Below are 23,073 nucleotides of genomic sequence, written 5' to 3'. Positions count from 1 at the left end.
TATTGGGCGCAGCAAGGCTGTGCAATCGTTCAACCTCTAGATATGGAAGTCGGTGCGGGTACATTCCACCCACAAACTTTCCTACGCTCTTTAGGGCCTGAGCCAATGAGCAGTGCCTATGTGCAGCCATCGCGCCGCCCTACCGACGGCCGTTACGGTGAAAACCCAAACCGTCTGCAGCACTACTACCAATTCCAAGTCGTGTTAAAACCGTCACCGGATAATATCCAAGAACTCTATTTAGGTTCTCTGCAAGCTCTTGGTATTGATACACAAATCCATGATATCCGTTTTGTGGAAGACAACTGGGAATCACCAACGCTCGGCGCTTGGGGTCTGGGTTGGGAAGTCTGGTTAAACGGCATGGAAGTGACTCAGTTTACTTACTTCCAACAGGTCGGCGGCTTAGAGTGTAGCCCTGTCACGGGTGAGATCACCTACGGTTTAGAGCGTCTCGCCATGTACATCCAAGGTGTGGATAGCGTGTATGACCTCGTATGGACCGATGGCCCAATGGGTCGCATCACCTACGGCGATGTGTTCCACCAAAACGAAGTTGAGCAATCGACCTATAACTTTGAGCACGCAGACGTAGACTTTATGTTTGCCCTGTTCGATCAATGCGAAAAGATGTGTCAGCATTTATTGTCGCTTGAAAAACCATTACCTCTGCCAGCCTATGAGCAAGTGATGAAAGCCTCGCACGCCTTCAACCTGCTCGATGCACGCCACGCCATTTCAGTGACTGAACGTCAGCGTTATATCCTGCGCGTTCGTACCATGGCTAAAGCCGTTGCTGAATCCTATTATCAGGCACGCGAAGCGCTTGGCTTCCCAATGTGTAAGTAGAGGTAACACATGAATTTTGAAAACTTACTCATCGAGTTAGGCACTGAAGAACTGCCGCCAAAGGCGCTGCGTAAACTGGCTGAGTCTTTCTTAGCGAACTTTACCGAAGAATTAACCAAAGCCGATTTAGCTTTTAAATCAGCTGTTTGGTATGCAGCACCCCGTCGTCTAGCCATTAATGTGACAGAACTAGCGCTTGCTCAAGCGGACAAAATCGTTGAAAAACGCGGCCCAGCTGTCAGCTCAGCCTTTGATGCCGAAGGTAAACCAACGAAAGCCGCTGAAGGCTGGGCACGTGGTAACGGTATTACCGTTGAACAAGCTGAGCGTTTAGTGACCGACAAAGGCGAATGGCTGGTTTATAACGCCAAAGTCGAAGGCGTTGAAACCAAGAGCTTAATCGCAGCTATGGCGCAGCGCGCGCTGGATAAGTTACCCATTCCTAAGCCAATGCGCTGGGGAAGCAGCAAGACACAATTCATTCGCCCTGTTCACACAGCCACTATGCTGTTAGGCAGTGAGCTAATCGAAGGTGAATTACTCGGCATTAAATCGGCACGTAATGTTCGTGGTCACCGCTTTATGGGTACAGGCTTCGAGCTTGACCATGCAGACAACTACCTGACGCGACTGAAAGAAAAAGGTAAAGTCATCGCCGATTACGAAAGCCGTAAAGCCTTAATTAAAGCCGATGCCGAAAAAGCGGCCGCTAAGATTGGTGGCACCGCCGATATCGAAGATGACCTGCTTGAAGAAGTCACCTCTTTGGTTGAATGGCCAGTCGTGTTAACCGCAAGCTTTGAAGAGAAATTCTTGAACGTGCCTTCTGAAGCCTTGGTTTATACGATGAAGGGCGATCAGAAATACTTCCCAGTATTCGATGATGCCGGTAAGTTACTGCCAAACTTCATCTTTGTTGCGAACATCGAATCAAAAGATCCGGCACAATTCATTGCTGGTAACGAGATAGTGGTTCGTCCACGCTTGGCCGATGCCGAGTTCTTCTTCAATACCGACAAAAAGCACACGCTGGAATCACGTTTACCTAGTCTTGAGACCGTCTTGTTCCAACAACAACTCGGTACCTTAAAAGACAAAGTGACTCGTATCTCTGCCCTAGCCGCCTTTATTGCCGAGCAAACTGGCGCTAACGCAGTTGATGCAGCGCGCGCTGGTTTATTGTCTAAAACAGACTTAATGACAAATATGGTGATGGAGTTTACCGATACTCAAGGCACTATGGGCATGCATTACGCCCGCCTAGACGGTGAAACGGAAGCCGTAGCCTTGGCCATGGAAGAGCAATACAAGCCAAAATTCTCTGGCGATACAGTTCCAACAGCTGCCGTTTCTTGCGCAGTAGCCTTAGCGGATAAACTCGATACCTTAGTGGGTATCTTCGGTATTGGTCAGGCACCTAAGGGCGCTGCCGACCCATTCGCACTGCGCCGCGCCGCTATCGGTGTGCTACGCATTATCGTTGAGAACAAGCTGCCACTAGACTTAGTGACCCTAATTGCTAAGGCTCAGGAACTCCATGGCACTAACTTAAGCAACGCGAATGCAAGCGATGAAGTGCTTGAGTTCTTAATGGCGCGTTTCCGTGCTTGGTACCAAGATAAAGGTATCGAGGTTGACGTGATCCTCGCCGTATTAGCACGTCGCCCAACTCGCCCTGCTGATTTTGATAGTCGTATCAATGCGGTATCACACTTCAGAAGCTTAGAAGCCTCTAGCGCTCTGGCAGCGGCGAATAAGCGCGTGTCTAACATTCTGGCGAAAGTGGAAGGTGAATTACCAACTGCGGTTAATTCAACACTGTTAGCCGAAGCGGCTGAACAGGCATTAGCGGCTAAGCTTAGCGAACTACAACCTCAGCTTGCACCACTGTTTGCTAACGCTGATTACCAGCAAGCACTAACCCTGCTGGCGAACTTACGTGAAAGTGTTGACCAGTTCTTCGAAGACGTCATGGTAATGGCGGATGATGAAGCGCTGCGTAACAACCGCTTAGCACTGCTGAATAACCTACGTGAGCAGTTCTTACATGTTGCGGATATTTCTCTGCTTCAGTAAGTCGCACTTTAGAGTGCCAATAAAAAACGCGCTTTTAGCGCGTTTTTTATTGGTTGCAATATATTAAAACTGCTGAAGTTTTTCGTGCAATGCTTCGAATTGAGCGGGCTCCAGTCCAACCAAGGCTAACAAGTTGCTCAGCATGTCAGCAGGCAATTTACCCGCTTGCTGCAGCATCGAAATCTCACTGATGATATTGGCGCGCCAAACCACAGCGGCAATTCCTTCATTCGGCCGAGTATGGACATGGGCTAATTTATCCAGCTCGGTTTCAAAGGTACTTGGCAATTGCCAATGCTTTGCCAACAATGCACTTAAAGTGAGTGATTTGGCCGTCATCACTTGTCGGAATAACCAAGAATTTGGCTGCTCCCCAGGCTCTGCTTGTACAAAGGCATCGAGTAGCATTTTAAAGATGGCGAGCTTACCCACATCATGCAGTAATCCTAATAGGAATGCGGTGTCTCTATCTTCTTCACTCAGTTCACTGGTTAAAAAGGCCACCTGCATCGAATGACGCCAAATCTCGGCACCAAAGCGTCGAAAATAAATGGGTTTAATATCGAGTATCTCACGCACTAGGCAGCTCGTCACAAAGCGGCGTAACTGTTCACGGCCAAGTTGCACTAAGGCCTGCTGCAGGCTTGTGACCTCTCTATCTCCACGCTTAAAGGCTGGTGAGTTACACAGCTTAAGCACTTCGACGCTCAATAAAGGATCTTTCTCGATTAACGCCAACAAGTCCTTAGTATCAAACTGTGGCTCAGCTAATTTACGGTCTAATTCCAAAACCTTAGAGGGAAGCTTCAGGACCTTTTCGGCTATCACTTGTGGCGATGCTAAGGCGAGCTCAATTTCAGACATGACACGCCGTTCAAGGTTATTGGCAACGCCACCAGCATCTTTGGTTCTGGCGGGAAACAACAGGCTGTAAAACAGCGCCTCGAGGTCGATACTCACCACGGTATCAACGGGTTCTTCTTGGCGTTTAGGGGCAGAAACTTTGTCCAACGATTTACTGAGATCGGTTTGACTAAAGCTTTTAGGTCGCTCCAGTGTTGTCTCTTCGCGGATATTAAAAATTTTATTAAATATGGACTTAATCAAGACGTTCCAACCTATAAGAGCTGAATTAACTGACCCTGCATAATTATCAGTCCATTGTAGTTCATATACTAGTGGTCATATCATGTATTACGCGCAGCTTTACTATATGCCCCTAGACTTAAGGCTGCATTATCAAATCGAATGTTTCACGTGAAACCTTATTCCAAGTAGCCTTGATAGGCCCGTGCAATGTGCTTGGCCAACTCCGCATTGATTGGTGAGTAAGCTTTCGCGGAAATAACCAGCACGACGGCGACCACAGGCAAGGGTGGAAGTATTTCAGAATCAATAATATTCAGTGGTGCCGATACACTGCATTCGGCCATGGCACTAATAGCCAAATCCTTAGCCACTATCGCGTTAAGAGCCGCAGCACTGCTGCTACAGGCGAACAATTGATAATGCCTATCTTGCTTCATCAATCCATCTAACGCAGCGATATGGAATTTACAATCCTTTTGGAATAGCGCTATAGGTAAGGGATCGGCATCACTCAAGTTCGAACCACTCGCGCTCACCCAAACGCCTTTCGAGGTTTGTAATAAGTAGCCTTCATCGGACTCGGGCAAACGAGTCACTATCGCCGCATCGAGCTGCCCGGAATCCAGCATGATCCGCAGCTTTTGGCTCGAGGCGCTGGTAATTTAAAGATCGAGTTGCTTAATGTGGCCATGTAACAACGCCACTATCCGCGGCAACACGGATTCGGCATAGTCATCGGGACAACCTAAATGCAATTGTGTGCCGATTTGGGTCTGCTTAATGGTTGTGACAGTCTCATCATGCAATTGCAGTAATTGCTTAGCGTACAAACCAAAACGTTGGCCTTCGGTAGATAAGACTAAGTTTCGCCCCTCTTTTACAAAGAGCGTTTTTCCCTACTCTTGCTCTAAGCGCTTCATTTGCATACTGACGGCAGATTGAGTCTTATAGGTTTGCATTGCCGCACGGGTAAAACTCCCGGTATCGACAAATGCCACAAAACTGCGCAGCGCTTCTATATCCATCATGTTTCCTATCTGATGTCAGTCTATCTATTCATTTTGCTGATAGATAACATCAAATCTATTCGTTAGTCATGCAAAGTACAAGCGCCTATATTGATAAGCACAACCCCAAACAGGAAGGTGAAAATGGAACTCTACATTGGTAATAAAAACTACTCTAGTTGGTCGCTCCGTGCTTGGTTAATGGCCGCAAAATCAGGTATTCAGTTCGATGAAGTGCTATTGCAACTCGATACCGATAGCTTTTATCAGCAGCTCAAATCCATTTCGCCTACCCTAAAAGTTCCAACACTCATCGATGGAAATATCACGGTTTGGGATTCATTGTCGATTTGCGAATATATCAACGATACTTATCTTTCAGGCACAGCCTGGCCACAAGATCCGAAACATAAGGCCAAGGCTCGCTCCTTCGCCTGTGAAATGCATTCAGGCTTTCATGCCCTGCGAAATGCCCTGCCTATGAATATCCGTGCCCATCGTTATGTCGAATTAAGCCCTGCCGTATTGCAGGATATTGCCCGCATCGACAGTATCTGGTCACAGCAAATGGCAGAGTTTGCCACAGCCCAAGGCACTTGGTTATTTGGCAAGTGGTCGATAGCCGATATGATGTTTGCGCCGATTGTGATGCGCTTCTTCACCTATGAGATTGAAGTCTCCCAAGCGAGCCGAGCCTATATGGAATTTATCGTCAGCCAGCCGGAAATGCAGGCTTGGATACAAGCCGCCAAAGCCGAGACTGAAATAGTGGACATCGACGAGGCTGGTGTTGATAGATAATTTTCTACCAAACAAAAAGGGAAAGCTAAGCTCTCCCTTTTTTATCAATTGCTAACGATATAGATCGTTAAACGTCTAAGTTCGCCACGTTCAGCGCGTTGGCTTCGATAAAGTCACGGCGTGGTTCCACTTGGTCGCCCATCAAACAAGTAAACAGCTGATCCGCACCAACGGCATCATCAATCGTCACTTGCAGCATGCGGCGAGATTCAGGATCCATCGTGGTTTCCCACAATTGCTCAGGGTTCATCTCACCTAATCCTTTATAGCGTTGGATGTAGAGGCCTCGCTTGGCTTCGCCAATGGTCCAATCTAACGCTTCAATGAAGCTACCCACTTCCTTCACACGGTCGCCACGTTGTACATAACCACCGACTTCAATCAGGCCTTCTAGCGCCGCACCTAATTTACCAATGCGTTGGTAGTCAGTTGATTGGAAGAAGTCGTAGCTGAACAGGTAGTGTGTATCGATACCGTGTTTACGGATAGTGATCTTCGGCAGATACACTTTACGCTCAGGATCGAGTACAGGCTCACCAGAATACAACACGCCGCTGTTTTCTAATTCCACCAGCTCATGGATAAAGGCGTCGATCCATTCCTTCATCTTGCCTTCATCCGCCAACATTTCGTTGTTGACCATTGGGTGATAAAGCATGCGGTTGGTGATTTGCGTTGGGTAACGTTGCTCTAAGCGGGCCACAATCGCTTCAACTTCGCGGTACTGAGTCACTAAACGCTCTAATGGCTCACCCGACATGCCTGGCGCACCTTGAGATGGGTAAATGCTAGTACCATCTAACGCTTGAGTGGTCAGATACTGAGTCAGTGCCGCTTCGTCTTTGAGATATTGTTCTTGCTTACCTTTCTTCACTTTAAATAAAGGCGGCTGAGCAATATACACATAACCACGTTCAATCAGTTCAGGCATTTGGCGGAAGAAGAAGGTCAACAGCAAGGTACGAATGTGCGAGCCGTCGACGTCAGCATCCGTCATGATGATGATGTTGTGGTAACGCGTCTTATCCGGGTTGTATTCATCACGGCCAATACCACAGCCAAGTGCGGTGATTAGCGTGGCAACCTCTTGAGAAGAAAGCATTTTATCAAAACGCGCCTTCTCAACGTTTAAGATTTTACCTTTCAGTGGCAGAATCGCTTGGTTCTTACGGTTACGTCCCTGCTTAGCGCTACCGCCAGCAGAGTCCCCTTCCACTATGTAAATTTCTGAAAGACCAGGGTCTTTCTCTTGGCAATCCGCCAGCTTACCTGGCAAACCACCTAAATCGAGTGCGCCTTTACGACGGGTCATTTCACGGGCTTTACGCGCCGCTTCACGGGCACGGGCCGCATCGACAATCTTACCAACGATTAACTTGGCATCGGCAGGGTTTTCCAGCAGATAGTCGTTTAGCTTCTCACCCATGGTTTGTTCAACCGCGGCTTTCACTTCACTAGACACTAACTTGTCTTTGGTTTGCGAGCTGAACTTAGGATCAGGCACTTTAACTGAAATCACGGCCGTTAAACCTTCGCGGGCGTCATCGCCTGTCGCGTTAGTTTTGCCTTTCTTGTTATAGCCTTCGTTTTCCATGTAGTTGTTGAGGTTACGTGTCAACGCACTACGGAAACCAGCTAAATGAGTACCACCATCACGCTGCGGAATGTTGTTGGTAAAACAGAAAATGCTTTCTTGGTAACCGTCGTTCCACTGCATCGCCACTTCAACGGTAATACCGTCGTCACGCTCTTGCATAAAGTGGAATACGTCTTTGTTTACTGGGGTTTTATTACGGTTCAGGTAATCAACGAATGCGCTGATACCGCCTTCGTATTTAAAGAATTCATTCTTATTGTCACGCTCGTCGACTAAGCGGATACCCACGCCTGAGTTGAGGAACGACAGTTCGCGCACGCGCTTTGCCAGAATCTCGAAGTGGAACTCAACATCGCTGAAGGTTTCTTCACTTGGCCAGAAACGGATTTCGGTACCAGTTTTAGTCGCATCGCCGATCACTTTGATTGGCTCGTCAGGAACACCGTGGGTATAAAACTGCTCGTGGACTTTACCTTCGCGGCGAATGGTTAACTGCAACTTTTTAGACAGCGCGTTAACTACCGACACACCCACGCCGTGCAGACCACCTGACACTTTATAAGAGTTATCGTCGAACTTACCGCCCGCGTGCAGAACCGTCATGATCACCTCGGCGGCAGACACGCCTTCTTCCGGGTGAATCGCCACAGGAATACCACGGCCGTCGTCGCGAACGGAGACTGAGCCATCCACATGGATAGTAATAGTGATATCAGTACAATGGCCGGCTAAGGCTTCATCGATAGAGTTATCGACTACTTCGAACACCATATGATGTAGACCCGTACCGTCGTCGGTGTCACCAATATACATCCCAGGTCTCTTACGTACTGCATCAAGGCCCTTAAGGACCTTAATACTCGAAGAATCGTAACTATTCTCTGACATATTATTCTCTCAATGGTTATTCAATTACCGTTACACGCCCCTGTTCCACATGGAACATCCTACTGGGAGGCGTGTGTAACGAATCGACTATTGCTGCAGGCTCAATGGCAGTGACAAACACTTGTGCACCAGTGTCCACTAGCTGCTTAAGCAATAGCTGCCTATGCTGTGCATCCAACTCGGATGGAAGATCATCCACAAGATAAATACTGTGTTTATCTATTTGTTGTTTGAGCAACTTTCCCTGTGCAATACGCAGTGCACAGACTAATAATTTCAATTGACCACGGGACAGGGCATCCTGCGCCGGTAAACTACCTACACGAAGTCTGAGGTCAGCTTTATGGGGACCGCTGACGGTATGACCCGTAGCCAAATCTCTGGGATATTGGGATTCGAGAAGTTGTGCAAAATCCGTTTTGCTATCCCAACCGCGAGTAAATGAAACCTTAACATCCACCTGCGGTAAAAACTCCCCGATTATACCCTTAAGTAGCTCATTTAACGAGTCTACATAACGGTTTCGTATTTCTGTGACCTGCTCGGTATAACGAACAAACTCCCTATCCCAATATTGGATTTGATCATAGGAAGAATTATTTCTAAGCAGTTGATTTCGTTGCTTTAAAACCCGCTTTACGTTCACCCATGCCGCATAAAACTGTGGGTCAGAATGAAAGGCCCCCCAATCGATAAACTGCCGACGGGATTTAGGACCTTCAAACAGGAGCGAAAAGCTTTCCGGCGTGATCACTTGGATGGGTAAAGTTTCGGCTAAGGTCGATAGCCGTTTCACCTTTTCCCCGTCGATTTTGACTTCGGTTTCGCCACTCCGGAAACGTCGCAAGCCGATTTTACTGTCGCCGCGGGGTAAATTTAAGGTCGCAAACAGGGTTAACTTATCCTGTTCGTTATTGATCACCCGTTGGGACAAATGACTGCGAAACGAACGCCCCATCCCGAGAAAGTAAATAGCCTCGAGTATACTAGTTTTGCCACTGCCATTTTGGCCATAAATCAGATTGATCCCAGAACTAGGGCTCAGCTGCGCCAATTGAATATTGCGAAAAGAATCAATATTAAGACGGATAAGACTCATGCGTTACTCATCAAACCGCATCGACGGCTTAGGCCAAGACTCAGAACAGTCATCATACCGCAATTCACATCCATCCGTGTAAATAAGGCAACAAGGGATAAGGCTTGAAGACATATACGCCGCTAAAAAGCGGCGTATGGCACAAAGTAGGCAATGGAATACTATAAGCGCATCGGCATAACCACATACATGGAATCTTCTTCCAAGTGGTTTTCCAATAAAGCACTCGAGTTACCATCGATTAGGGTGATACGCACATCATCGGACTTAAGGTTGTTTAACACATCCAATAAGTAACTGACGTTGAAACCAATTTCGAGTGGCTGATTGTTGTAATCCACATCGATGATTTCTTCCGCTTCTTCCTGCTCTGGGTTATTGGCGGTGATTTTCAGTAATCCCGCTTCTAACTGAATGCGTACACCGCGAAACTTCTCGTTCGATAGAATAGAAGCACGGTTTAAAGCTTGCTTGAAGTGGTTACGGCTGGCGATAACGATTTTATCACCGCCTTTCGGTAACACACGGCGATAATCGGGGAAACGACCATCGACTAATTTACTGGTAAAAACTGTGGTGCTGGTGGTCGCACGAATCGCATTATCGCCAATGGCAATCGCGATATCTAAATCATCGGCTTCCAATAAACGCGCCATTTCCATCACGCCTTTACGGGGTACGATCACTTGTTTTTCAGGTAATTGCGCATCAATAGTTCTGTGACTTAAGGCTAAGCGGTGACCGTCGGTGGCAATGGCGCGCAGCACATTACCTTCGGTTTCGAGCAATAAACCATTCAAGTAGTAACGAACGTCTTGGTTCGCCATCGAAAACTGAGTCGCATCAATCAGTGACTTCAGCACGCCTTGCTTAAGGGTAAATTCGATTTCCGCCTGAAAAGCTTCCACATTGGGGTATTCTTCTGCGGGCAGGGTTGCAAGCGAGAAACGGCTACGGCCTGAGCGTAACAACCATTTGTTATCTTGTTGCTCGACCTTAAGCTCGCTTTGCTCGGGTAAGGATTTAACTATGTCTAACAGCTTCTTAGCAGGAACTGTAGTACGACCTTCTTCGATATCACCATGAATGACCGCCTGGCCCACTAACTCAACTTCGAGGTCGGTACCTGTCATTTTGAGTGAGTGCCCACTAACTTCTACAAGGAGATTTGCCAAAATAGGCAAGTTATGACGTCTTTCTACCGCACCACAGACCAATTGAAGCGGCTTTAATAGGGCGTCCCTATCAATTGAAAATTTCATAGTGTCCAAATTCCTTGATTTTAAGAAGATAAGGTTCTAATCAAGTTAGCATAATCTTCTTTAATGTCGTGACTCTCTTCCCGTAGCTGAGCAATCTTACGACAGGCATGTAACACTGTGGTGTGATCTCGACCACCAAAGGCATCACCAATTTCCGGCAAGCTCTGGTTAGTTAATTCTTTGGATAACGCCATGGCCACTTGTCTAGGGCGCGCAACACTGCGCGAGCGACGCTTAGACAACATATCAGCCATCTTGATTTTGTAGTATTCAGCTACGGTTTTCTGAATGTTGTCTATAGTGACTAATTTTTCCTGCAGTGCCAAGAGGTCACGCAGGGCTTCACGCACAAAATCAATCGTAATTGGACGACCAGTAAAGTTAGCGTTGGCGATAACCCGATTTAACGCCCCTTCTAACTCGCGAACGTTTGAGCGTAAGCGCTTAGCAATAAAGAAGGCGACTTCGTCGGGAAGATTGATGCCACTCTCTTGGGCTTTACGCATCAAAATAGCCACACGGGTTTCCAGCTCTGGCGGTTCAATCGCAACCGTTAAGCCCCAACCAAAGCGAGATTTTAATCTGTCCTCGACCCCGTCGATCTCTTTGGGATAACGATCCGATGTCAGGATGATCTGATGATTACCTTCAAGCAGCGCGTTAAAGGTATGGAAAAATTCTTCCTGCGATCTGTCTTTATTGGCGAAGAATTGAATATCGTCGATAAACAGGGCATCGACACTACGGTAGTAACGTTTGAATTCTTCGATCGCATTGTTTTGTAGCGCTTTGACCATGTCTTGCACAAAACGCTCGGAATGCATGTAAACCACTTTGGCATTGGGATTATTTTTAATGATGCCATTACCCACAGCATGTAATAAGTGGGTCTTACCTAAACCCGTACCGCCATAAAGAAACAGTGGGTTATAGGCGCCACCTGGATTTTCAGCCACTTGTAGCGCGGCGGCTTTACCGAGTTGGTTAGACTTACCCTCAACGAAGTTATCGAATTGGTAAGTGGGATTAATATTGCTGCGATGATTAGCGTTAGCAACAGGCTCAGTGGTATTAAATGAAGTCCCTACTGAGGCTTTAGTTTGGGGATTGGGCACACGCACAGCCGCAACTGGAGCTGGCTCAGGCTTTTTCGCTGACGGACGACTACCGATATCGAAGCGTAACTTAGGAGCATCATTACCCATTTGCTCAGTAAAAAACTGATTAATGATATTGATGTACTTATCCCTAACCCAATCGAGCACGAAGCGGTTAGGCGCATAAAGCACCAAAGTATCTCCATCCATTTCGGCTTGTAACGGTCTGATCCACATACTGAACTGCTGAGCAGAAAGCTCATCTTGCAGTCTTCCGATACATTGTTGCCAAAGTGAAACCGCCACTAAGTTATCCCCAAAAGATCATCAAAAAGAGGTGTATTCTATAGCGAGATCTCAATGATCGCTATCCTTAAAAAATAATTATCCCCAACGAGATTATTCTATGGAGATATCCCCGATCATCAAAGATCAAATTCGATCCTTTTATTCAACAAATAGGCCAAATCCCGCTTTATTAAGCGATCCACATTGATCTATAATAGCGCCCCTTTGATCTATCGATAGATCCCCTTCACTACTACATGTAGTGTCAATACACAGAGTTATCCACATCTTCTGGTGTATGCGGGAAATTGATCAAAGGATACACGGGCAGAAATAACCCACTTGCTGACTTTCGTTGTTGACGGGGACAGGTAAAGTGATTACAATTCGGCCTCTTTTTTACCCTTACCTCTGTCACCAGAGATAAGGATATGTTCACTTATAACAAAGACGGATTGCCATCATGAGTAAACGTACTTTTCAACCTAGCAACCTGAAGCGCAAGCGTTCTCACGGCTTCCGCGCTCGTATGGCTACTGCAGGCGGCCGTAAGGTGCTTGCACGTCGTCGTGCGAAAGGTCGCGCTCGTTTATCTGCTTAATAAGTTAAGTAGGTAACTAGTTGACTAGCTATACCTTTACGCGGGAGTTACGCTTGCTAACTCCCGCGCAATTTAAATCTGTATTCTCCAATCCCATCAAAGCATCTTCTGCTGAAATCACCTTGCTTGCTATTCCTAATTCGGAACAACATCCGCGTTTGGGTCTTACTGTAGCTAAACGCTATGTAAAACGCGCCAATCAGCGCAATCGCATTAAGCGAGTTATCAGAGATAGTTTTCGCCTCAATCAACATGACATCCCTCACCTTGATATTGTTGTGCTGGTCAGAAATGGGGTGATGGAAATGGAAAACGCAGAGATCAACAAGTTGATAGAAAAGCTATGGCGCAAACTCAGTCGCCGCTACAATGGCTAGCAACCACGTTCATTCGTGGCTATCAAATCTTCATCAGCCCCCTCTTAGGGCCTCGATGTCGTTTCAATCCCACATGCTCTCATTACGCCATTGAGGCAATAAAAGTGCACGGAACCGCGAAAGGTTGTTGGTTTGCATTGAAACGCATATTAAAATGTCACCCTTTGCATCCCGGCGGTAGTGATCCCGTCCCCCCTAAAAATGACAGGTGTAATAAATAGGCTATGGAATCTCAACGCAATATATTGCTAATAGGACTACTGTTTGTCAGCTTTTTGCTGTGGCAACAGTGGCAAGCAGACAAAGCTCCAAAACCCGTTGCAACCGAATCGTCTGTAGTGGCGAATGCGACCACTAATCACAGTGCTGATGTTCCAGAAGCAGACACAGGTGTATCAGCAGCCTTAACGGCAACACAAAATCTGATCACTGTTAAGACTGATCAGCTCGATGTACAAATCAACCCAGTGGGTGGTGACATCGTTTTTGCGGCTCTGGTTTCACATAAATTGGAACAGGGTAAAGACCAGCCATTTGTTTTGCTTGAGCAAACCAAAGATTTCACCTATATAGCTCAAAGTGGTCTGATTGGCCGTGATGGTATCGATAGCAGTTCTAAGGGGCGCGCCGCATTTGCCGCCAGCAAAACTGAATTTACCTTAGCCGATGGCCAAGATACCTTAGAAGTTCCACTGACCTATGTGGCAGATAATGGTGTGACTTACACAAAAGTGTTTGTGTTCCATCGTGGCCAGTTTAACGTCGATATCGACTACAAGATCAACAACACCTCAGCTGCTCCATTGCAAGTTCAGATGTACGGTCAGATTAAACAGACCATCAAACCCTCTGAAAGCAGCATGATGATGCCAACTTACCGTGGCGCCGCGTTCTCGACTCAAGATGTACGTTACGAGAAGTACAAGTTTGAAGATATGAGCAAGAGCAACCTCAATCAACCGACTCTCGGTGGTTGGGCAGCGATGCTACAACATTACTTCGTATCTGCTTGGATCCCACCAGCAACAGATAGCAACACCATTTTCTCGAGTGTAAGTGCTGGCGGTTTAGCTAACATTGGTTTCCGTGGCGCGGTATATGATATTGCACCAGGTGCGACTCAAGAAATTAGCTCACAGTTTTATGTTGGTCCTAAGGATCAAAAAGCGCTATCTGCGTTATCTGATACCTTAAACCTGGTTGTTGATTACGGTTTCCTTTGGTGGTTAGCCGTCCCAATCCACTGGTTATTGATGTTCTATCAATCATTTGTGGGTAACTGGGGTGTGGCAATTATTCTGATCACCTTAACCGTTCGTGGTTTACTGTTCCCGCTGACTAAAGCGCAGTACACCTCAATGGCGAAGATGCGTAACCTACAACCAAAACTGCAGGATCTGAAAGAACGCTTCGGCGATGACCGTCAAAAGATGGGTCAAGCCATGATGGAACTGTACAAGAAGGAAAAAGTTAACCCTATGGGTGGCTGTTTACCTATCCTGCTACAGATGCCAATCTTCATTGCCTTGTACTGGGTATTGTTAGAAAGCTTCGAGCTGCGTCACGCGCCATTTATGTTATGGATCCACGACTTATCAGTACAAGATCCATACTACATTCTGCCGCTGCTGATGGGTGTGTCTATGTTTGTGATGCAAAAAATGCAACCCATCGCACCGACCATGGACCCAATGCAAGTGAAGATGATGCAATGGATGCCAGTGATCTTTACCGTATTCTTCCTGTGGTTCCCATCGGGTCTAGTACTGTACTGGTTAGTGGGTAACATTGTTGCCATCATCCAGCAGAAGATTATTTATGCAGGTCTAGAGAAAAAAGGCTTAAAATAAGCCCAAGCGCTAGATAAGAGCTAACGGCTCAGCATATTCAAAAAGGCGGCTTAATGAGCCGCCTTTTCCTTTAGATGATTTGATCGATATTAATGGGTATTTCCGTGACAACTGACACTATCGTGGCACAGGCCACCGCGCCCGGACGGGGCGGCGTAGGTATCATTCGTATCTCTGGTGATAAGACAACAGACGTGGCCATGGCCGTATTGGGTCATTTACCTAAACCCCGTTACGCCGATTACTGCGACTTTAAAAATGCCTCAGGCCAAGTGATAGACCAAGGTATAGCCCTGTTTTTTAAAGGCCCTAATTCCTTCACTGGTGAAGATGTATTAGAACTGCAGGGCCACGGTGGTCAAATCGTCCTCGATATGCTGATCAAGCGCGTATTAGAAGTCGAAGGCATTCGCATCGCCAAACCAGGCGAGTTTAGCGAACAGGCCTTTATGAACGACAAGCTGGACTTAACTCAGGCCGAAGCCATTGCCGACCTTATCGATGCCACCAGTGAGCAAGCCGCCAAAAGCGCGCTGCAATCACTACAAGGTGAGTTTTCGAAGGAAGTCCATGAACTGGTGGATCAAGTCACCCATCTGCGTTTATACGTCGAGGCCGCGATTGATTTCCCCGATGAAGAAGTCGACTTTTTAAGTGACGGAAAAATTGCCAACGCGCTCTACAAAATTATCGACAAACTCAGCGCCGTCCAAGCCAGTGCCAAGCAAGGCTCTATTATCCGTGAAGGCATGAAAGTCGTGATTGCCGGTCGCCCCAATGCCGGAAAATCGAGTCTTTTAAACGCATTAGCAGGGAAAGAGTCGGCGATTGTGACCGAAATTGCCGGCACCACTCGCGACGTACTACGCGAGCATATCCATTTAGATGGCATGCCGCTGCATATTATCGACACCGCCGGGCTGCGTGATACCACAGATACGGTCGAGCAAATAGGCATCGAGCGCGCATGGAACGAAATCAACAGCGCCGATCGTGTATTATTTATGGTCGATGGCACCACCACGGATGCGGTCGATCCCCACGATATTTGGCCAGACTTTATTGATCGCCTCCCTGCCAATTTAGGCGTAACAGTAGTCCGCAACAAAGCCGATCTTACCGGTGAGAATCTCGATATGACCGAAGAAAAAGGTTACAGCGTGTATCGGATCTCGGCCAAAACAGGTCTGGGTGTCGAGGAATTAAAACAACATTTAAAATCGCTTATGGGTTATCAGAGTAACCTCGAAGGGGGTTTTATTGCCCGTCGTCGTCACCTAGAAGCATTAGATGTTGCCGCAAGTCATCTGCAACTTGGTAAAGAACAATTAGAAGTTTACCTCGCGGGCGAACTGTTAGCGGAAGAACTGAGAATGGCGCAATTAGCCCTGTCAGAAATCACCGGACGCTTCACCTCAGATGATTTGCTCGGAAAGATTTTCAGTTCTTTCTGTATCGGGAAGTAAAATAGTAAAACGCATCAAACCAAATCAAAACAACATTATGATTTTAAAATAATTTTGTTTTATTGGGTGGGAAGTGATTTGAAGGGTTTTGTCGATTCTTGCGCCACGTGTGCTCCGAAGATAAATTCTGGAGCACATATGGCGCACAAGATGAGAAAAACCTATGAAAATCAGCATACAAAAACGAGAACCAGATAAGAATGGCCTGCATCCTATCTGGCTTGTGTACCATTAAGGTTCAAAGACCTCAGAAGACTGTTCAAGAGCTCAAAAACACTCTTACGAATCACCAAATCTACTCCTCTACAACAAAGCGCATTATCAACTTGACGGACAGAATCAGCCCTAAAGAAAGATCATTTAAAAAAGTTACACATGTAGTCCGTGCTAACGTGAATCATACGTATAGCAATGACTAAACACGCTACATTATTGTAGATTTAATGGACCTTAAACTTGCCTTAACAGGCCAAGTAAGGACGAATATTGTTCCTCCACGACCCGATGGCTGGCAGGCCACATGGCCGCCGTGAGCTTCAGCAATTGTCTTAACTACTGCGAGACCGAGTCCACTGCCACCACTTTTTCGAGAGCGAGACGGATCAATTCGGCGAAATGCCTCGAATATGTAACTTACAGCTTCATCAGGAATACCTGGGCCTTCATCTTCTACGGTTAGATAACAACTTGCTCCCTCGCTGTAGAGTCTTACAATCAAAGTGCCAGGATCAGCATGCTGGCGTGCATTTTCCAGCAACGCCATTAGCGCCTGACGTATTCGTATAGCATCACAGTAAACTTTAAGTCTTGTATCGAGTTCCAGCTTTAGTATGAGTCCCTTAGCGCCTAACACCGCAGCGAAAGTCTCAATCACCGCACTTAATTCCTCGGCTATACAGACCTCATCCCACTGTAACTCTAGATGACCACTGTCATTGAGGCTCAGCACTCGTAAATCTTCGATCAGGTGATTTAGGCCTTCAACCTGGCGTAACAATCCCTCGAACAACTCACTATTAGGACTAAAAACACCTTCCGCTAAGCCCTGCAATCGACCACGCAAAATGGTGACCGGAGTGCGAAGCTCATGGGCAATGGCCGCATTCCAAAACTCCCGCTCGCGGGTCATACACTCTAATCGCTCAGCCATAGCATTAAAGTCACTGACCAGTTGCGCCGTCTCCCCCATAGTATCTTGATCCATTTGCACGCGTGCGTTGAGCTTGCCTAGGGCGACTTCGCGTAGGCTATATGCCACAGAGTTCAACGGATTGAGGATTCGCCTAGACAGACGAACAGCAACGAAAAGCGACATCCCCAATGCGGCGGCGATAGTGCACACTATCCAAATCATCTCCATCTGAGAAGGCATCCAAGTTTCAGAGATGCTGCCAGGTAAGTAGGTCACCGCAATGGCATAGAAAACATAGGAACCAAACACCGACAGGAAAATAATCCCTAGCGTCATCACCGCTAAGGATTGAATGATTTGCCTGCGTAAGCCCGGTGATTGCCTCATACTTCACCACCAAAGCGATAGCCAACCCCCCAGACACTGAGCGGCACTCCTTGAATATCAAGGGCTTCAAGTTTTTTACGCAGCTTACTGATATGACTATCTACAGTGCGTTCCTGAGTATCACCTTCGGGCAAGCAATTAATCAGCAGCTCCTCACGGCTATAAACACGTTTAGGCGCACGCATCAGACAGGCTAACAGTTTAAATTCAGTGAGTGTCAGATCGAGTATTTGCTGCTGACCGTTCAAGTTCACGCTGGCCTCGTGACTGTCTAAGTCGATTTGAAACTGGCCGACGCGCAATATTTGGCTATTGGTAGACGGGTTAATTCGGACGCGTCGCAACACAGCCTGTACCCTCGCGACCACCTCAGCAGGATTGAAAGGTTTAACTACATAGTCATCGGCACCGAGGCGTAATCCCATTAACTTATCGATATCTTGGTCAAGCGCGGTGAGCATGATCACTGGAGTATCGCCACGGGAGCGGATTTCATTCAATACCTTCCAGCCATCGAGATTCGGCATCTGTACATCAAGCAACAACAGATCGGGCTTAAATGTGTCGTGCATGGCCAATGCTTGAATACCGTCCGTCGCGTGTTGAGTTCGCAGCCCATTACGCTGTAAATAGGCAATCAGGATTTCGGCAATCTCAGCTTCATCTTCTGCAATCAATACAAGTGCCGAAGTCATCTGACTTGTAGGGGCATTGAGATTGGACATGAATGGCTCCAAGGCTGAAATTGAAGAACTTTATCACTCCCTCCACACATTCTCCACAAAGCCTCGAATAATTCGCAATAGCGACTCGTCATAATTCAGTGAGTTCTCAAGCATTGGTCAATGTCATCATTGAGAACGTAGCACATTGAGGAGAGTTGGTTATGTTCAGCAAGAAACGGCATTTAAACTTGGTATTCCTAGTCGGAATTGCCGTAATGGGATTGATGGGTTGCGACTCAGCGGAGCAGGAGGAAAATCCCCCCTCTCTAATTCAGGTTTCTGTCATCACACTGGATAACGAAGCACTATTGGTCACAGAAGATCTACCTGGTCGCGTTGTTGCTGTTCGCAGTGCAGAGATCCGCGCACAAGTTAGCGGCATAGTTCAACATCGTCTGTTCGAACAAGGCAGCGAGGTAACATCTGGCACAGTGCTATTCCAAATCGATCCTGCACAATTTAAAGCCGATGTTGCTATTGCGGCGGCCGCCTTGCAGCGAGCCGAAGCCGTATTGGTTCGTTCTCGCCAGGAAACGGCACGCTTGGCCTCCCTGTTAAAAACCGAAGCGGTTAGCCAACAAATGTTTGATGATGCTATTTCCCAGCGCGATCAAGCCGTCGCGGATGTCGCCCAATCCCAAGCGACACTTACGCGGCGCCAGTTAGATTTACAATTCGCCAGCGTCAAAGCCCCTATCTCTGGGCAAATAGATCAAGCCTTAGTGAGTGAAGGAGCCTTAGTGTCACCGACTGATACCACCCCAATGGCGAGAATCCAACAAATTGACCAAGTGTATGTCGATGTTCGTCTGCCAGCATCAATGTTAGACAGCATGCGTCAGCAAGCAAACGAAGCCACCCCAGAGTTAAGCGTACAGCTCCTAAGCAGCAGCGGTGAACCTCTTGGTATGAAAGGTCATATCTTATTTTCGGGCTCCGAGGTGGATACAGGTACCGGCGATGTACTGCTGCGTGTACTCGTTGATAATCCACAACATCGCCTATTGCCCGGTCTTTTTGTAAAAGCTCGGATCCCAAAGGCTTACTATCCTTCCACTCTGAGAGTGCCACAACAGACGGTCACCCGTAAGGCGGGTCAACCCCAAGTGTGGGTACTTAATGCGGAGGGCAAGGTACAGCCTATGGCAATTAATGTCGATGAGCTAGTGGCAGGCCGCTACCGCGTGATATCAGGACTATCTGCTGGCCAGCAGATAGTCGTTGAAGGCATCGAACGCCTAAGTCCTGATGCGCAGGTTCATGCTCGGCCTTGGCAACCCACAGCAGAGCAGCAACTAAGTGCCGATGTGCGCTGATTTGGAGACACACCATGCCACAGTTTTTTATTAACCGCCCAGTATTTGCATGGGTGATAGCCCTCTTTATCGTACTGATTGGTGTCATCTCCATTCCGCAATTACCAATCTCTCGCTACCCTTCGGTTGCCCCCGTGTCGGTGAGCATTTATGCCGCTTATCCAGGCGCCACGCCACAGACACTTAATGACTCAGTGATAAGCCTTGTCGAGCGTGAACTGTCGGGGGTAAAAAACCTACTGTACTTCGAATCATCAGTTGATAGCTCAGGAAGTGCACAAATTACCGCCACCTTTAAACCGGGCACAGATGCGGAACTTGCCCAAGTTGATGTGCAAAATCGCATTAAGACTGTCGAACCACGCTTACCTCAAGTAGTACGGCAGAGCGGTCTGCAGGTTGAGTCGGCGGCATCGAGCTTTCTGATGATGATTGGCATGACATCACCTAACGGTCAATTCGACGAAGTCGCGCTAAACGACTATTTGGCACGAAATGTTGTCGAGGAACTACGCCGAATCGACGGTGTGGGCCGGGTGCAATTATTTGGTGCAGAGCAAGCCATGCGTGTCTGGGTTGACCCCAATAAACTCACCGCCTATGGCCTTACAATGAACGACCTAGCTGTGGCGATTGAACAGCAGAACGCACAAATAGCCCCTGGCCGACTCGGTGATGAACCAGCCTTGCCCAGACAACTTCTAACCATTCCATTGACCGTACAAGGACAACTGACCACACCCGAGGAGTTCGCCGCTATTGTCCTACGTTCCAGTGTCGATGGTGCCAAATTGGTGTTGGGTGATGTGGCTAGAGTTGAGCTAGGCGCTCAGTCCTATGGTTTTTCGAACCGTGAGAATGGCGTAACGGCAACCAGTGCCGCGATTCAACTCTCCCCAGGCGCCAACGCCGTTCGCACAGCTTCAGCAGTGCGAGAACGCTTAGCCGAACTGGCAACTAGCATGCCCTCAGGCATGAGCTATTCGGTACCCTTCGACACTGCGCCCTTCGTCAAAGTGTCTATCGAAAAAGTAATCTATACCCTGTTTGAAGCTATGGCCTTAGTGTTTCTGGTCATGTTCCTGTTCTTGCAGAAGCTGCGCTACACACTAATTCCAGCCATCGTCGCCCCCATCGCATTGCTCGGTACCTTTGCCGTAATGTTGCTGGCGGGTTTTTCAATCAATTCGCTGACTATGTTTGGCATGGTATTGGCCATTGGCATTATTGTTGACGACGCTATTGTGGTGGTTGAAAACGTGGAACGGCTGATGGCGAACCAAGGGTTATCCCCCAAAGAAGCAACCTCACGGGCGATGAAGGAAATTACCGGTGCGGTAATTGGTATAACCTTAGTGCTAACGGCGGTGTTTATTCCCATGGCCTTTGGTAGCGGCTCGGTGGGCGTTATCTACCAACAATTTAGTTTGTCTATGGCGGTGTCAATCCTAATTTCGGCCTTCCTCGCCCTGTCTTTAACTCCAGCCCTATGTTCAACACTACTGCGTCCGGTCAGTGCAGATCACCAACACAAAAGCGGATTTTTTGGTGCTTTTAACCGCGCCTTCCAACGCTTGACGGCTCGTTACAGTGCACGGTTAGTATACTTGGTAGGGCGTAGTGGGCGGATGATGGCGGCATTTTCAGTGATCTGCGCAGTACTCGTCTTAGCGGTTAAGGAGTTACCTTCGTCGTTTCTACCCGACGAAGATCAAGGCTACTTCATGACCTCTATTCAATTACCCACTGGCGCAACGAGCGAACGTACACTGGAAGTGGTTAAAAAATATGAAGCGCACGTTGCTACTCGCCCAGCATTGGATGCCAACATGGTAGTACAGGGCTTTAGCTTTGCAGGCTCAGGCCCAAACGCCGCCATGGCTTTCACTATGCTCCAAGATTGGGATAAACGTAATGGTGCCACTGCGGCAGAGGAAGCAGAGCTTGCACAACAAGCCATGGCTGATAACGTCGATGGCACTGTCATGAGCCTAATGCCACCAGCCATCGACGAATTAGGCACCTCATCAGGCTTCACTCTATATCTGCAAGATAGAGCCAACCGTGGCGAGGCCTCATTACTTACTGCGCAGGCGCAACTGCTCGAGTTAGCGGCTCAGAGTAAGGTGGTTAGCGATGTCTATCCAGATGGTTTACCGCCCGGTGAAAGCATTAGCCTAGATATCAATCGACCAAAAGCCGAGGCTATGGGCCTGTCTTTCGCCGCGGTAAGCAGCACGCTTTCGGCGGCCATGGGATCACTGTACGTCAATGATTTCCCAAACAATGGACGTATGCAGCAGGTCATTCTACAAGCGGAAGCATCTGCACGTATGCAGTTAGATGACGTGCTAAGCCTGCGGGTGCGTAATGCGAGTGGTGGCATGGTGCCTCTGCGGGAAGTCGTTACACCTAAATGGACTGAATCGCCACAGCAAATGATGCGCTTTCAAGGCTTTCCGGCAGTGCGAATTTCGGGAGGTGCTGCGCCAGGCGTTTCTAGCGGGGCCTCTATGGCAGAAATGGAGCGCCTAGTGGCACAGTTACCACCAGGCTATGCGATAGCGTGGACGGGGGCATCATTACAGGAGCGCCAATCGGCTGCACAAGCGCCGCTGCTGATGTTGTTGTCTGCGCTGGTGGTATTTTTGGTTCTAGCAGCACTGTACGAGAGCTGGTCGATTCCGCTATCGGTAATGCTGGTAGTACCGCTGGGACTCATCGGAGCCGTGGCGGCGGTTATGCTACGTGGCATGCCTAATGACGTGTTTTTCAAGGTAGGGATGATTACCATCATTGGCCTATCGGCGAAAAACGCCATCCTTATCGTCGAATTTGCCCGCCAATTACACGCCGAGGGACGCAGTTTGGTCGATGCAGCAGTAACCGCTGCACGGCTGCGGCTGCGTCCAATCTTGATGACCTCGCTAGCCTTCACCCTTGGCGTCGTCCCCTTGATGCTTGCCAGCGGTGCGAGTGCAGAAACCCAACATGCCATCGGCACCGGCGTTTTTGGCGGTATGCTTAGCGGAACCATGCTGGCAATATTCTTCGTACCGATCTTTTTTGTCTTTGTCATCGGCGGCCAAGAGCGCTTTTATATCTGGCTAAGTCGACGTAAGACGACCAAAATAGCCAAAGGATAAACGCAATGACATTTATAAAG

The 23,073-nt window shown here is 47.9% G+C and carries 20 protein-coding genes; 10 read left to right on the top strand and 10 right to left on the bottom strand.

Annotation, left to right across the window (positions count from 1 at the left end; genetic code table 11):
• Both glyQ and glyS read left to right on the top strand, forming a co-directional pair.
• On the top strand, positions 1-849 hold an 849-nt coding region (gene glyQ, locus ACK5NH_RS13850), incomplete at its 5' end, for a glycine--tRNA ligase subunit alpha (protein ID WP_416920967.1).
• A 9-nt stretch (positions 850-858) separates the two neighbouring features.
• The gene (gene glyS / locus ACK5NH_RS13845) at positions 859-2,925 is read left to right on the top strand and encodes a glycine--tRNA ligase subunit beta (RefSeq protein ID WP_416920965.1); all 2,067 of its coding nucleotides are present in this window, start codon (positions 859-861) and stop codon (positions 2,923-2,925) included.
• Positions 2,926-2,988: 63 nt separating this feature from the next.
• On the opposite strand, the gene ACK5NH_RS13840 is transcribed toward glyS, so the two are convergent.
• The 4 genes from ACK5NH_RS13840 to ACK5NH_RS13825 form a co-directional block, all read right to left on the bottom strand.
• Positions 2,989-4,032, bottom strand: a complete 1,044-nt coding sequence (locus ACK5NH_RS13840; RefSeq protein WP_416920963.1) for an HDOD domain-containing protein — start codon at positions 4,030-4,032, stop codon at positions 2,989-2,991.
• Between the two features lie 158 nt (positions 4,033-4,190).
• Positions 4,191-4,643, bottom strand: a complete 453-nt coding sequence (locus ACK5NH_RS13835; RefSeq protein WP_416920961.1) for a hypothetical protein — start codon at positions 4,641-4,643, stop codon at positions 4,191-4,193.
• A 33-nt stretch (positions 4,644-4,676) separates the two neighbouring features.
• Positions 4,677-4,844: a hypothetical protein gene (locus tag ACK5NH_RS13830; protein WP_416920959.1), complete on the bottom strand. Its 168-nt coding sequence runs from the start codon at positions 4,842-4,844 to the stop codon at positions 4,677-4,679.
• Positions 4,845-4,910: 66 nt separating this feature from the next.
• Positions 4,911-5,039, bottom strand: coding sequence for a LysR family transcriptional regulator (locus ACK5NH_RS13825; protein WP_416920957.1), 129 nt, complete (start codon positions 5,037-5,039; stop codon positions 4,911-4,913).
• A gap of 126 nt (positions 5,040-5,165) precedes the next feature.
• Here ACK5NH_RS13825 and ACK5NH_RS13820 point away from each other — a divergent pair, with 126 nt between their 5' ends.
• Positions 5,166-5,822: a glutathione S-transferase family protein gene (locus ACK5NH_RS13820; RefSeq protein ID WP_416920955.1), complete on the top strand. Its 657-nt coding sequence runs from the start codon at positions 5,166-5,168 to the stop codon at positions 5,820-5,822.
• A gap of 67 nt (positions 5,823-5,889) precedes the next feature.
• Here the strand turns inward: ACK5NH_RS13820 and gyrB are convergent, their stop codons facing one another.
• The 4 genes from gyrB to dnaA all read right to left on the bottom strand — a co-directional run bounded on the left by gyrB (position 5,890) and on the right by dnaA (position 12,071).
• Positions 5,890-8,307, bottom strand: coding sequence for a DNA topoisomerase (ATP-hydrolyzing) subunit B (gene gyrB / locus ACK5NH_RS13815; RefSeq protein ID WP_416920953.1), 2,418 nt, complete (start codon positions 8,305-8,307; stop codon positions 5,890-5,892).
• Positions 8,308-8,323: 16 nt separating this feature from the next.
• Positions 8,324-9,406 (bottom strand): DNA replication/repair protein RecF, encoded by a 1,083-nt coding sequence (recF, locus tag ACK5NH_RS13810; protein WP_416920951.1) that lies wholly within the window; start codon positions 9,404-9,406, stop codon positions 8,324-8,326.
• Positions 9,407-9,567: 161 nt separating this feature from the next.
• Positions 9,568-10,668, bottom strand: a complete 1,101-nt coding sequence (gene dnaN, locus ACK5NH_RS13805; protein ID WP_416920949.1) for a DNA polymerase III subunit beta — start codon at positions 10,666-10,668, stop codon at positions 9,568-9,570.
• Between the two features lie 20 nt (positions 10,669-10,688).
• Positions 10,689-12,071: a chromosomal replication initiator protein DnaA gene (gene dnaA, locus ACK5NH_RS13800; RefSeq protein ID WP_109287714.1), complete on the bottom strand. Its 1,383-nt coding sequence runs from the start codon at positions 12,069-12,071 to the stop codon at positions 10,689-10,691.
• Between the two features lie 445 nt (positions 12,072-12,516).
• Between dnaA and rpmH the strand changes: the two genes are divergently transcribed.
• The 5 genes from rpmH to mnmE all read left to right on the top strand — a co-directional run bounded on the left by rpmH (position 12,517) and on the right by mnmE (position 16,347).
• The gene (gene rpmH / locus ACK5NH_RS13795; protein WP_011070423.1) at positions 12,517-12,654 is read left to right on the top strand and encodes a 50S ribosomal protein L34; all 138 of its coding nucleotides are present in this window, start codon (positions 12,517-12,519) and stop codon (positions 12,652-12,654) included.
• 20 nt (positions 12,655-12,674) lie between these two features.
• Complete coding sequence (gene rnpA, locus ACK5NH_RS13790; protein ID WP_007652336.1) at positions 12,675-13,031, top strand: ribonuclease P protein component; 357 nt, start codon at positions 12,675-12,677, stop codon at positions 13,029-13,031.
• Positions 12,998-13,252: a membrane protein insertion efficiency factor YidD gene (gene yidD, locus ACK5NH_RS13785; protein ID WP_011624661.1), complete on the top strand. Its 255-nt coding sequence runs from the start codon at positions 12,998-13,000 to the stop codon at positions 13,250-13,252. Before rnpA ends, yidD begins: the two co-directional genes overlap by 34 nt.
• Positions 13,253-13,255: 3 nt before the next feature.
• Positions 13,256-14,881, top strand: coding sequence for a membrane protein insertase YidC (yidC, locus tag ACK5NH_RS13780; protein WP_416920945.1), 1,626 nt, complete (start codon positions 13,256-13,258; stop codon positions 14,879-14,881).
• 104 nt (positions 14,882-14,985) lie between these two features.
• Positions 14,986-16,347 (top strand): tRNA uridine-5-carboxymethylaminomethyl(34) synthesis GTPase MnmE, encoded by a 1,362-nt coding sequence (mnmE, locus tag ACK5NH_RS13775; RefSeq protein ID WP_416920944.1) that lies wholly within the window; start codon positions 14,986-14,988, stop codon positions 16,345-16,347.
• A 424-nt stretch (positions 16,348-16,771) separates the two neighbouring features.
• On the opposite strand, the gene ACK5NH_RS13770 is transcribed toward mnmE, so the two are convergent.
• Both ACK5NH_RS13770 and ACK5NH_RS13765 read right to left on the bottom strand, forming a co-directional pair.
• Positions 16,772-17,866, bottom strand: a complete 1,095-nt coding sequence (locus tag ACK5NH_RS13770; protein ID WP_416920942.1) for an ATP-binding protein — start codon at positions 17,864-17,866, stop codon at positions 16,772-16,774.
• Positions 17,863-18,591, bottom strand: a complete 729-nt coding sequence (locus ACK5NH_RS13765) for a response regulator (protein WP_416920940.1) — start codon at positions 18,589-18,591, stop codon at positions 17,863-17,865. Before ACK5NH_RS13765 ends, ACK5NH_RS13770 begins: the two co-directional genes overlap by 4 nt.
• 161 nt (positions 18,592-18,752) lie before the next feature.
• Here ACK5NH_RS13765 and ACK5NH_RS13760 point away from each other — a divergent pair, with 161 nt between their 5' ends.
• Complete coding sequence (locus ACK5NH_RS13760) at positions 18,753-19,907, top strand: efflux RND transporter periplasmic adaptor subunit (RefSeq protein ID WP_416920938.1); 1,155 nt, start codon at positions 18,753-18,755, stop codon at positions 19,905-19,907.
• Between the two features lie 14 nt (positions 19,908-19,921).
• On the top strand, positions 19,922-23,053 hold the full coding sequence (locus tag ACK5NH_RS13755) for a multidrug efflux RND transporter permease subunit (RefSeq protein ID WP_416920936.1): 3,132 nt from the start codon (positions 19,922-19,924) through the stop codon (positions 23,051-23,053).
• Positions 23,054-23,073: the final 20 nt, after the last annotated feature.

Source organism: Shewanella sp. (genome assembly GCF_047975355.1).
Taxonomy (GTDB): Bacteria; Pseudomonadota; Gammaproteobacteria; order Enterobacterales; family Shewanellaceae; genus Shewanella.
Note: the sequence above shows the minus strand (reverse complement) of the source record. Positions and strands in the feature narration are given on the sequence as shown.